At 67.0% G+C, this 11595-nt stretch carries 13 protein-coding genes; 7 read left to right on the top strand and 6 right to left on the bottom strand.

Annotation, left to right across the window (positions count from 1 at the left end):
- Positions 1-137: 137 nt before the first annotated feature.
- The 3 genes from VHK65_15295 to VHK65_15305 all read left to right on the top strand — a co-directional run bounded on the left by VHK65_15295 (position 138) and on the right by VHK65_15305 (position 1772).
- Positions 138-701, top strand: a complete 564-nt coding sequence (locus tag VHK65_15295; GenBank protein ID HVS07512.1) for a transglycosylase SLT domain-containing protein — start codon at positions 138-140, stop codon at positions 699-701.
- An 86-nt stretch (positions 702-787) separates the two neighbouring features.
- On the top strand, positions 788-1228 hold the full coding sequence (locus VHK65_15300) for a hemerythrin domain-containing protein (protein ID HVS07513.1): 441 nt from the start codon (positions 788-790) through the stop codon (positions 1226-1228).
- A 118-nt stretch (positions 1229-1346) separates the two neighbouring features.
- Positions 1347-1772: a cyclic nucleotide-binding domain-containing protein gene (locus tag VHK65_15305; GenBank protein ID HVS07514.1), complete on the top strand. Its 426-nt coding sequence runs from the start codon at positions 1347-1349 to the stop codon at positions 1770-1772.
- Positions 1773-1818: 46 nt separating this feature from the next.
- On the opposite strand, the gene VHK65_15310 is transcribed toward VHK65_15305, so the two are convergent.
- Positions 1819-2460, bottom strand: a complete 642-nt coding sequence (locus VHK65_15310; protein ID HVS07515.1) for a hypothetical protein — start codon at positions 2458-2460, stop codon at positions 1819-1821.
- Positions 2461-2740: 280 nt separating this feature from the next.
- Complete coding sequence (locus VHK65_15315) at positions 2741-3316, bottom strand: hypothetical protein (protein ID HVS07516.1); 576 nt, start codon at positions 3314-3316, stop codon at positions 2741-2743.
- A 246-nt stretch (positions 3317-3562) separates the two neighbouring features.
- On the opposite strand from VHK65_15315, the gene VHK65_15320 reads away from it, so the two are divergent.
- Positions 3563-4468 carry a DNA-3-methyladenine glycosylase 2 family protein gene (locus tag VHK65_15320; GenBank protein ID HVS07517.1) on the top strand — a complete coding sequence of 302 codons (906 nt, stop codon included), beginning with the start codon at positions 3563-3565 and terminating at the stop codon, positions 4466-4468.
- On the opposite strand, the gene VHK65_15325 is transcribed toward VHK65_15320, so the two are convergent.
- Complete coding sequence (locus VHK65_15325) at positions 4465-5055, bottom strand: NifU family protein (protein HVS07518.1); 591 nt, start codon at positions 5053-5055, stop codon at positions 4465-4467. The genes VHK65_15320 and VHK65_15325 overlap by 4 nt on opposite strands.
- Positions 5056-5088: 33 nt before the next feature.
- Here VHK65_15325 and VHK65_15330 point away from each other — a divergent pair, with 33 nt between their 5' ends.
- Genes VHK65_15330 through VHK65_15340 form a run of 3 tightly spaced genes read left to right on the top strand, consistent with a single transcriptional unit; the run spans position 5089 to position 8296 of the window.
- On the top strand, positions 5089-6312 hold the full coding sequence (locus VHK65_15330) for an ATP-grasp domain-containing protein (GenBank protein HVS07519.1): 1224 nt from the start codon (positions 5089-5091) through the stop codon (positions 6310-6312).
- Positions 6305-7615, top strand: coding sequence for an NAD(P)/FAD-dependent oxidoreductase (locus VHK65_15335; protein HVS07520.1), 1311 nt, complete (start codon positions 6305-6307; stop codon positions 7613-7615). Before VHK65_15330 ends, VHK65_15335 begins: the two co-directional genes overlap by 8 nt.
- Positions 7616-8296: an HAD family hydrolase gene (locus VHK65_15340; GenBank protein HVS07521.1), complete on the top strand. Its 681-nt coding sequence runs from the start codon at positions 7616-7618 to the stop codon at positions 8294-8296.
- A gap of 441 nt (positions 8297-8737) precedes the next feature.
- On the opposite strand, the gene VHK65_15345 is transcribed toward VHK65_15340, so the two are convergent.
- The 3 genes from VHK65_15345 to VHK65_15355 form a co-directional block, all read right to left on the bottom strand.
- A complete protein-coding gene (locus tag VHK65_15345) occupies positions 8738-10762 on the bottom strand; it encodes a hypothetical protein (protein HVS07522.1) in 2025 nt (674 codons plus the stop codon).
- Between the two features lie 106 nt (positions 10763-10868).
- A complete protein-coding gene (locus VHK65_15350; protein HVS07523.1) occupies positions 10869-11147 on the bottom strand; it encodes an MGMT family protein in 279 nt (92 codons plus the stop codon).
- A partial coding sequence (locus VHK65_15355) for a TOBE domain-containing protein (GenBank protein ID HVS07524.1) occupies positions 11148-11595 on the bottom strand: 448 nt, incomplete at its 5' end.

Genomic DNA, 11595 nt, shown 5'->3' on the forward strand with positions numbered 1-11595 from the left:
ATGATTTGGGCATGTATCCCCCTTCGGACTCCCCATATTTGAAGCCCGCTTCGAACCAAAGTCAAGGTGCCTGTGGCCCTTAACAACAATTTGCACCAGGCGAGCAAGTCGGCAGGCCGCCGTCACGTTTCGGTCGCATGCACAAACTTCCGCGCCTGACGGTCGCGATCGCGGCCAGCCTCAGCCTGACCGTCGCGCTCGCCGCCCAGCCCGCCTATGCCGCCCACCGACACAGTGCGCGCGCCACCGCGCGGCAGGCGGCCCACCTGGCGGCGCCTGCCCCGCGCCCGACGTCCGCCCAGGCCCGCGCCATCCTGATCCGGGCCGCCCACAACCACGGCCTCAACCCTAACTTTGTGCTGGCCGTCTCCTACTGGGAGAGCGGCTGGAACCAGGCCGCGCGTTCGCATACCGGCGCCGTCGGACTGATGCAAGTCGAGCCGTACACCGCCGTCTGGGCCGGACCGTCCCTACTCGGGCGCCGCGTCAACCTCAACAACCCAGTCGACAACGCCGAACTGGGCGCTGCCCTGCTGCGGTCGTATCTGGACCGCCTGCGCGATCCGAAGCTGGCCCTTGCCGCCTACTATCAGGGCCTATCCGGCGTCCTTCGCCACGGCATCTATCCGAGTAGCCGAACCTACGTCGACGGGATCTGGAAGCTTCGCCGCCAGTTCCAGGCGGCGCGCCTGGGCGCCTAAAGCCTCCACCGGCGCGGCGCACGCCTCGCCATCCTGATATACCTGATATCAGTATTTGATATAGCCACGTGTTCAGGAGGCAAGCAATGGACGCCATCGAGTTACTGAAAGAGGATCACAAGAAGGTCGAGAAGATCTTCTCGGCGATGGAGAAAAAAGAAAACCGGCAGAAAACGTTTCCGGAGCTCGATCGTGAGCTGAGCGTTCACGCGGAGATCGAGGAGAAGATCTTCTACCCGGCCACCAAGGAGGCCGAGCCGACGCGCGACCTGGTGCTCGAGTCGATCGAAGAGCACAAGCAGATCAAAATGGTGCTGGCGGACCTCGAGCAAACCGACATGACCACCGAGGTATGGGGCGCCGCCCTCAAGGTGCTCAAGGAGGACGTAATGCACCACGTCGGCGAGGAAGAGGGCGAGCTCTTCCCCAAGGTCCGCAAGGTCCTGTCGAAGCAGCAGCTCGAGGACCTGGGCGCTCGTATGGAGCAGCTGAAGATGCGGCTCCTGACCGCCGTTCAGGCCCGCTAGAAGACTCGCGAGTGGTCCCTCCCCCTCCGGGGGAGGGGCATCCTCCCTCCTCCCGCTCCGGCATCCAACGACTGGGTGCGGTATCGTAATGGCGCGCTGTCAACCGCAGGAGGAATCGATGGCTGTCAAGACTGATCCAACCGAATCGTTGCGAAGGGTGCCGCTCTTTGCCGGCCTCGACCGCAAAGAGCTCGAGCTGCTCGGGAAGCTCATCAAGGAGCAGCGCTACGACAAGGGCGCCGCGATCGTCAAGACGGGCGCCGATGGGCTCGGGCTCTACATCATCAAAGAGGGCAAGGTGGCGGTGATCCGCGATGGCCAGAGGGTCGCCTCCATGGGCCCCGGTGCGTTCTTCGGGGAGATCTCGGTTCTCGATGGCGGTCCCAGGACGGCCGACGTCCGGGCCGAGAGCGACACCGTATGCCTCACGCTCGTTGCCTGGGAGGTCAAGCCCCTGTTGATGGAGAATGCCAGCATCAGCTACAAGATGCTGCTGGAATTGGTCAAGCGCCTGCGGGCACAGGCACCCAGCGAGCACCACTAGGTAAGCCATTGGATTCCCTCCCCTCTGGGGGAGGGCAGGGTGGGGCCTACGGTCCGGTCAGGAAATCGTGCGCGACCCAGCCGTGCGACTCGTGCCACCACAGGCGGCCGTCGGCATAGGTCGGCCCACCGTCGATGCGCACCGTGCTGCCGTCCTTGAGACAGGCGACGACGCCGGACGTGAGGCTCGCCACCGCGCGGACGTTGGCGCAGTTGCCCGGCACATGCACGATGGCGTCGTGAGCAACCATCGGGCTGAGCTGATCCGGTAGACCGCAAACCGCGTCGAGAAAGTGCCACTGGCCGCCGGTGTGATACACGTACCCGACGCATTCGCGCGCCGCGGAACTGGCCGTCGAAAACACCACCGCCGCCGCGTTCGTGCCGACCGTTTCGCTCGCGAGCGTCAGGCAGGGCGCGTTGATCGCGCACGTGCCGTTGCGGTAGGGTATGAGGGTCTTCGCCTCGACGCCAGGGATGGCCGCCGCCTGCGCCGTCTCGCCGGCGGTTGGGCCACTCGTCGACGGCAGATGACTGGCTGCACGCTGTGGATTCACGGCCGCCCGCCCCGCCGGCAGCAGCATGTACGCGAGCGGCACCATCAGCAGAACGGCCAAGATCGCGGCGACCACCAGCATGATCCGCGGTATGCGTGGCAGGCTCGGACGCGGCAGGGTCAACCTCGGCATGCTGAGCCGAGGCCATTTGACGGCCGGCATGGTCAGCCGGGGCAGCGTCAAGGCGCGCCGTTGGCGGGCGCGTTGCGTGGTCGCCGGCTCGGCCACCGGGACCGGGGCGACCGGCCGAGGCGCTGGTGTATCCGGCCCGGGGCCCGATGAAGGTGACATCCAATCAAGGGGCGCCCCGCAGCGTTCACACCAAATGGAGATTCCAAGATTGGGGTAGCGGCAGGCGCGGCACGGAACGCGTGTGCCGATCGGTTTCGACTTCGAGCTCAGCTTCAGCATCTCAGGAGTCCGCCCGCAGGTTCGGCCGGTTCAGGAGCCATCCCGACCCAGTGTTCACCAGCTGCCAGGTCCCAACCCAGCGCCGCAAGTGTCCGCCGGTGACCTCGACGATGCGGACATACACCATCGCCACTCCATCGCGGCTGGCGAGTAGCCGCTCACCTTGCAGGTTGATCTGCTGGGTGGTGGCGAATCGGTGGTCGATGAACTCGGCCGGTGGAAACTGTGCCTGCATGCGCGACGTCCACAGCGCGGCCGCCGCGGCGAAATCGTGACTGGAAACCGCCTGGTAGAAGAGGGCGACACTGGCCGCGGGATCAGTTCCCGCCGGCGCAACCTCGCCCGGTGATGTCTGGGCTGGAGTGGAATTCTCGGTCGGCCCGGGCGTGGCCTCAGGCGTCGGGGTCGCGTCCGGCGTTGCCACCGCCTGCGCCGACGCGGTGGTTGTTGCCGCGGGCGCTGCCGGCCGCAGAGCGGTGTTCGGCACGGCCGGTCGGGGGCGACCAACAGCGCCGAACCAGCTCGCCACCGGCATCGCCAAGAGGATTACTGCGCCCACCACAATGGCGGCGGGCAATAGCACAATCAAACGCCGCGGGCGCGGCGATCGGCGCGGCGTCCTCGAGGGCGGAGACCAGTCGAGATGGCGCGAGCAGCTGGCGCACCAACTGTCGATGGCGTAGTTGGTCGCCCCGCACCAGGCGCAGCGAATCATGCGGCTCGTCTCCTCAACCTGCAACCCCGTCTATCAGCTGACTTGATAATACGTAGCACAGTCGGCGTTACGTACTCAAGCTGGTGCGTTCCGCGCTAAGGTTGGCCTGTGCCGCCCCAAGCCAGCGCCGCGTGGCCTCTCCCCTTCCCGCTCGATCTTGACCTGACGCTCGGCGTATTCCGGCGCGGACCGTCGGATCCGACGATCCGCTTCGGACCGGACGACGTCTGGCGAGCCGCGCGCACCCCGGATGGAGCAGCATCGCTGCGGCTTCGGCTCGAAGGGGCCCGCCTTCTGACCGATGCCTGGGGTCCCGGGGCCGCATGGATGATCGAGCGCGCGCCCGCGCTGGCGGGCTTCCAGGACCAGCCGGACGCATTTCGCCCGGCAAACCGGCTGCTGGCGGACCTGCACCGCCACCATCCCGGGCTTCGTCTCGGGCGGACCGGGCTGGTGTTCGAAGCCCTGCTGCCGACCATCCTGGAGCAGAAGGTGCCGGGCGTCGAAGCCTACGCGTCGTATGCCCAGCTGGTGCGGGCGCTGGGTGAGCCGGCGCCGGGCGATGTGGGCCTACGACTTCCGCCCGAACCTGCTCGGTTGGTCGCCACGCCGTATTGGGCGGTACATCGCTTCGGCATCGAGCGCCGGCGCTTCGGGGTGATCCAGACGGTCGCCGCCCTGGCCGGCCGGTTGGAGACCACCGCCGATATGGACCCGGTCGAGGCTCGTCGGCTCCTGACGTCGCTGCCGGGCATCGGACCCTGGTCCGCGGCTGAAGTGTCCGTCGTGGCGTACGGCGACCGGGACGCGGTCTCGGTCGGCGATTACCATCTGCCGCACCAGGTGGCCTGGGGGCTCGCCGGCGAAGTGCGGGGCAGCGACGCCCGCATGCTGGAACTGCTCGAGCCTTACCGCGGCCACCGCGCGCGTGTGATCCGCCTACTAACGCTCGGCGGGATCCAGGCGCCGCGCTTCGGACCGCGAATGCGCCTCCGGCGGATCTCCGCGATTTAGGAGGCTTTCTTAGCGGGCTGGAAGTACGGGTTTGACCCTGCGGCGTGGTCGGTGACGTCGATCACTTCGGTGATCTGCGGGACCGCCGCCTTGATCGCGACCTCGATACCCTGGCGGAGCGTGACGTCGACCTGGGCGCAGCCCTGGCAGCCTCCGCCCAATTGAACATAGGCGGCGCCGCCGCGAACCTCGAGCAGATCGACAAAGCCACCGTGGGCCGCGACGGACGGATTGATCTGCTCGTCGAGCACCTCCTGGATGCGCGCCGCGACGGGATCACGCCAGCCTTCGTTCGGATTGTCGATCCGCAGCGCCCCGCCCATCGCGGAAGGGTCGAGGTCGATGACCGCCCCTTCGAGGTTGGCGGCACTGTCCGGCTCGACGAGCAGGCGAAGGGCCGCCGTCTCCACCACGACGTCGGTCGGTGGGGCATCCTCAGGCGCGACCAGGTCCAGCTCGTAGACGAACTGCCCACCACGGCGGCCCGCGATCGCAATCCGCAGGCACGCGTCCGGGTGGCCGGTCTTCGAGCGTACGGCATCGATCTTCGTCTGCGCCGCAGATGTCACGGTGATCGCAGGCGGCATTGTCGTCATTCTATTCGTGGTCAACTAACGGTGATGGCACGCATCCTCCTGCTGATCCCGAGCCGCACCTATCGCACGCACGATTTCATGACCGCGGCGTCCCGCCTCGACGTCGAGGTCGTGGTCGGCTCAGAGCACCGGCCGGCGCTCGCCGGCTTGATGGATGGTCGCCATCTCCGGCTCGACTTCGAGGATCTCAGCCGCTCGACGGAGCGCATCGTCGCCTTTGCGCAGACGCGTCCGCTGGCTGCGGTTGTCGCCGTCGATGACGCCGGAACATTGCTGGCGGCCACGGCCGCCCAGGCGCTCGGCCTCCCACACAATCCGGTCGATGCGGTGGAGGCGGCGCACGACAAGGCGGGCATGCGTGAGCGCTTCGCGGCGGCCGGACTGCTAACGCCACGATTTACGACCGCGGACATCGACGCCGATCCGCAAACGATCGCCGCGGCCGCGCGCTTTCCCTGCGTCGTCAAGCCGCTCGACCTTTCGGGCAGCCAGGGCGTGGTGAAGGTCGAGGATGCCGCGAGCTTTCCCCGGGTCTTCACCCGGGTGGCGGCGATCGTCGCCGCGTGCCGGCCGAACGGAATGCGCCGTTCGGTCCTGGTCGAGGACTTCATCCCAGGTGAGGAGGTGGCAGTCGAGGCGCTGCTTCGCGGTGGCGAGCTCGAGGTGCTGGCCATCTTCGACAAGCCCGATCCGCTGAACGGCCCCTTCTTCGAGGAAACGATCTATGTCACGCCGTCGCGCCTTCCACCGGACCGGCAAAGACAAATCATCGCGACCACCGCGCGGGCGGGGCGAGCTCTTGGCCTGACGGACGGCCCGATCCACGCCGAGCTGCGGCTCAACGACCATGGCATCTGGATGCTCGAGGTCGCCGCGCGCTCCATCGGTGGCCTCTGCTCCCGAACCCTTCGATTCGGGTCGGGCATCTCGCTCGAGGAGCTGATCCTTCGGCATGCGGCCGGCCTACCGATGCCATCGCACCAGCGAGAGTCGGCGGCGGCCGGCGTGATGATGCTGCCGATTCGGGACCGCGGACGGCTGCGCGCCGTCGAGGGACAGGGCGAGGCGAAGCAAGTGCCGGGCGTCGACGGTCTGGTGATCACAATTCCGCCGGGCGAGCCGCTGGTGCCGCTGCCGGAGGGTGACCGCTATCTTGGCTTCATGTTCGCGCGCGCCGACTCGCCGGCTGCCGTCGAAGCCGCCCTGCGGCAAGCGTATGCGCAGCTTCGTGTCGTGACCGATGGCTGAGCCGAGATTCCCTCCCCCTTCGGGGGAGGGTCAGGGTGGGGGCCGTCCGCGCGTCGTGATCGTGGGCGCCGGGTTTGGCGGCCTCGCCTGCGCCCGCGCGCTCGACAGCAAGCCGGTGGATGTCGTCCTGCTTGACCAGCACAACTACCATCTCTTCACCCCTCTGCTCTACCAGGTGGCCACCGGGTTGCTGAATCCAAGCGACATCGCGTACCCACTGCGCACGATCTTTCGCCACTCAGCCAACGTCCGGTTTCGCGTAGCGACCGTAACGCGCGTCGACCTCGCCAGTAAGGTGGTCAGGCTCGATGCCAGCCCCTCGCTCAGCTACGAGTACCTGGTGCTGGCTACCGGCAGCACCGACAACTACTTCGGCAACCAGGAGGTGGCCCGCGTCTCGCTGGGATTGAAGTCGCTCGAAGACTCGACGCGGCTCCGCAACCAGGTGCTGACCTGCCTCGAGCGCGCCGATGTGGAGCCGGATCCGGAGGCGCGCCGCGCCCTGCTGACATTCGTGGTGGTCGGGGGCGGTCCAACCGGCGTCGAGTCGTCGGGAGCGCTCAGCGAGTTGATGGCGATCGTCGCCGGCAAGGACTATCACCAGATCTCGCGTGCCGAAATCCGGATCATCCTGGTGGAGGGGACGGACCGCCTGCTCAATGCCTTTTCGGTCCGGCTTGGCCGATACGCGCGGCGGGTTCTGGAGCGACGCGGCATCGAGGTTCGCACCAGCACGCTGGTCAAAACGGCGAACGGCCACTCGGTCACGCTCTCCGACGGGACGGCGATCGCCTGCGCCACCATCATCTGGTCGGCGGGCGTCCGACCCACTGACCCGGTCGGCGAGGCATCACTTCCGCGCTTTCGAAACGCCCGCATCCAGGTGGACGAATGGCTTCGAATTGCCGGAGCCCCAGGCGCGTTTGCCATCGGCGACGCCGCCTCACCACGCGTGGGCGACCGCGAGCTCCCGATGCTCTCGCCCCCCGCGATGCAGGGCGGGCGTTACGTGGCTCGCACCATTGTCGACGAGGTCCTCGGCGTGCGGACTGACCGCGCACCGTTCCACTACGTCGACAAAGGCACGATGGCAACGGTCGGCCGCAACGCCGGGGTGACGCATTTGCCCGGAGGACTGGAGTTCACCGGTTTTGTCGGATGGTTGACCTGGCTCTTCGTCCACATCTATTACCTGATCGGCTTCCGGAATCGCATCAGCGCGCTCGCCTCCTGGGCCTGGGACTACGTCCGACACGATCGCCCGATCCGCATCATCCTCGCCACCAGCACCAAGCCGAAGTAGGTGCGCTACCTCGCGCTTGCCGCCGACTACGACGGCACGCTGGCCACCGACGGCGTCGTCGACGGCGACACGATCGAGGCGCTGCGCCGGCTCTCGGCCAGCGGCCGCAAGCTGATCCTCGTCACCGGGCGCCAGCTCGGCGATCTGCTCCGCGCCTTTCCTGAGGCCAGCAGCTTCGACGCCGTCGTCGCGGAAAACGGCGCCGTCCTCCACCGGCCACGAAGCCAGGAGACTCGAGTCCTCGGGCCGCCGCCTTCGCCGCGTTTCGTCGAGGCGCTGAAGTCCCGCGGCGTCGCGCCGATCTGGGTTGGACAGGTGGTGGTCGCCACGGTGCAGCCAAACGAGACGGCCGTGATCGACGTGATCCGCGAGCTCGGCCTCGACCTGCAAGTCATCCTCAACAAGGGTTCGGTCATGGTGCTGCCCACCTCGGTGGACAAGGCGAGCGGGTTGCGCGCGGCGCTCGACGAGCTCGGCCTATCGCCGCCGAGCGTCGTCGGCTTGGGCGACGCGGAGAACGACGAGGCCTTCCTCGCGATGTGTGGGTGCGGTGTCGCGGTGGCGAACGCGGTCGACGCCCTCAAAGCGGGGGCCACGTACGTAACCCGGGGCGAGGCCGGCGCGGGGGTTAGAGAAGTGATCGACGAGTTGATCGCCGAGGACCGAGTGGCGCACCGTTAGAAAAGGTGGCTGCGACCGTTATATTCGGTGAATGAACCGGCTGGTCGGCTTCGCGCTGGTCGCCGGCTTCCTGGCGAGTTCCGCGGCGGCGTCCGCTGGCGCCCACCGGGTGGCTCCGCAAGGAAACGGCTACCTCGCGCTGCCAGCCGTCCAGCAACCCCTGAGTTCGGTCGAGCAGCCTGTGTTGGCACCTGCTGCCACAGCTGCGGCTGGTAATACGACTCACCGGGTCATCCATGCTTCCCAGGCCGGAACCAGTCCCGCGCTCCCACCGGCCTCGGCCGAACTGGCGCCGGCAAGCCAGCTGTCGCCGAGCTCGTGTCCACCAGCTCGAACCGAGGTTGCTTGCCGCAAACCCTGAGCTCCCCGGGGGCGATGAGACCTAAGAAATAAGACGAGGGCCGGTCCGAAGACCGGCCCTCGACATGTTCGGCGGACTAGTTAGTTGTTGCCGCCACCACCGCCATCGCCGCCGCCCTCGCCGCCGGCTGATACCCGCGTAATCCGTGTGTACCAGTTGGCCAGCAGCGTGCGCGTGCCGCCGCAGCTGGCGCCGGTCGCGAGGTAGGTGTTAAGCGTGCAGGTTTGCCCGATGTACTCGGAAGCGATCCAGATGTCGCCACCGTCGACCACCGCCGCGCCGTAATCGCCCCATCGCGGACGGTTGGGGTTTGGGTCGTTGTAGATCTGATAGCCACTGAAACCATCAGCGGGCCCGAGACCCTCCGCGGCGACTTGTACCTTGCCGACGCCGTGGGCGTTGATCGCGGCGAACGCTGCGCTGGGGTAATGGTCGCGTCCGACCAGCGTGAAAGCGATCACGCCCTGGCCACTGGGTGTTACACCAACCGCAGGGTAGATGACGTTGTTGCGCTTCACGGCGAGGTATCCCTGGTTGGCGAGCTCCGCGCCGTCCTCCTCCGACGACGGCTGCACGACGAACCACTCGATACCGGCCTGGACCTTGCCACCAACCTTGACGGCGGTGTCAAGGGCGCCCCAGATCTTGCCATCGGCGTAGACGACCTGCTGCATGCGGGTGTCGTTGCTGTCCAGCGCATACTCGGGGTTTGGTGCGTGCGGATCCGGAGCCCCGAGCAGGACGTTGGTCGCGCAATCGGCATTGTTGAGGCAGTCACGCAGTGGTGTGCTGCCAACCTTTTGCTCAGACGACGGCGGGAAAGAGTAGCGCCCGACCTTCAGGACCGAGTGCGACAGCTGAACCGCCGGGCTGCCACTGTCCAGTGACCGAGTGTTGGTCAGAGACCACACGAGCAGCTGTGTAGACGTGCGGGGACCGATTGCGGTGCCGTTGCCGTGCGCCTCGTCGCCCGCGTTAGAGCTCAAGAAATACTCCGTTCCGCGACTAGCCGAGGCGAATTGGTTGGCGGGGGCCACGGCCGGCCAAATCGTAAAGCCAGAGTTCCCGTTGTCAAGGCCCTGGGTGCTGATCTGCGTCACTGCGACGGAACTATCGTTGCGGGCGAGCGCTCGCTTGGAGAGGGCATAGAGCTGAGCACCATGGAACTCGGGCCCGAACAGCGAGTATTCGTTGGTTGTCACATAGAAGCCATTGGCATCCGCCCCAATGTGGGGATAGTCGCCAATGCACCCGTTCGGATTGGTCGCCGTAGGAGTGTGGGGCCCGGTGGTGCAGTGATGGTCGGGCGTACCCATCGTGCCATCATCCTGGACAGGGATCCGATAGATCGTCCATGAGCCAAGCGGGCTCGCCGTATTGCTGACAGCAATGTCGAGATGGTCGGAGCCCAAGAAGGCGCCCGGATGCGGCGGCGTCGGCTTGACATCGAGCGTCAGCACGACATGGAACCAGCGCTGGGTTGCCTTGTCGAAAAGGCAGCTCGGGTCGGTGACAAAGGGACCATCCGACCTCGGAGTACGGATAACCTGCGGCGCATATCCATAGAACGAGTTGAGATCGGTCACGCCCTTCAGCGAAGCGCCGGAACTGCTGTACACGTTCATGACGTCATTGACCGTCTCCAGCACGTAGCCGTTGCCAACGCACAGCCCCTGATCGGGCGGCTCGACGGAAAACTGGTTCCCACCATTGGCCGTGCGCTGGTCACGATGGATCAGTCCGTTGAAGCTGGTCACGATCTTGAGCGAACCGGCCCCGGAGTTGTCCCCGGCCGATTGGCCGTCGCCCGAGGTGTGACCGTTGACCGCGGATTCGCTGCGATTCGGCCCGTTTACCGTCGGGACACCTGCCACCGCCGCGACTCTTGCTCCAGCAGTGTCACCCGTCGCGCTGGCGCTACGGATTTCCGGCTGGGCCAGCGCAGCGCTGCCCGGCGCGGCGGCACGGAACGACGCGGTGCCGCTTGCTGAGATCATGCGGGTACCGCCACCGGTGGTTGCGGCGGCTCCGGTAGGCGCGACAGTCACCGCACTGGCGAGGACCGCGAGAATAGCCGACGACGTCAAAAGACGATGTCTAAACAAGCTGCTCCTCCTTCCCAGGGTTGAGTGGCCCGCACTGGCCTTATCGGCGATTAGCCTAGCGCAGCCTCGGCCGAAGGTCAACAGCCGGTAAAACCAAAGCGGGATTTCAGGAAAAACGACGGCGCTGCACGCGGCCGTCCCGAATCGCGATCCCTTCGCGGCGAAGCCGGCGGGCCTGCTCTTCCCCACCGTGTGCGGCCAGTTCGCCGTTCGCGCGTACCACGCGCCACCAGGGCAGACCCATGCTACGCGCGAGCACGTTGCCGACGGCGCGTGCCGCGCGGGGGTAGCCGGCGCGGCGGGCGACCTCCCCGTAGCTCACAACCTCGCCCCTGCCCAGATCCCGTACCACGATTCGTACCGCGTCGGGGAACGATCGAGTCACTCAGGTGCGCGACGCACCGGCCTCTTCCCTCGCGATCAGGACCGGGTCCGGGCGAAGCACCAGGCGGACGCGCGTTCCGGCCGGGAGTGCGGACGCCTCCGCGGTCGGAAGTTGGGCAAGCACGGTGATATCGCCAAGGTCGACCGTGACCCGGCTGGTGGCGCCGAGGAAGGCCGTCGCGATGATCGTCCCGACCAGCGGTCCGGCGGCCTCGCCGCTGCTCGCGAGCGTCACGGCTTCAGGACGCACGAGCGCAACAGCCGGCCCGTCGGCGGCGTCGGGCTGGACGAGGGGCAGTCTCGCCCCTCTCACCTCCACCTCGCCGGCCCGCACCACACCGGGGAGCCGATTGGTGAGGCCGACAAACTCGGCGACGAAGGGCGTCGCCGGCCGCGAGTAGATCGTTGTCGGCGGTCCCAGCTGCTCGATCCGACCCGAGTGCATCACC

The organism is Candidatus Dormiibacterota bacterium (assembly GCA_035544955.1).
Classification (GTDB): domain Bacteria; phylum Chloroflexota; class Dormibacteria; order CF-121; family CF-121; genus CF-13.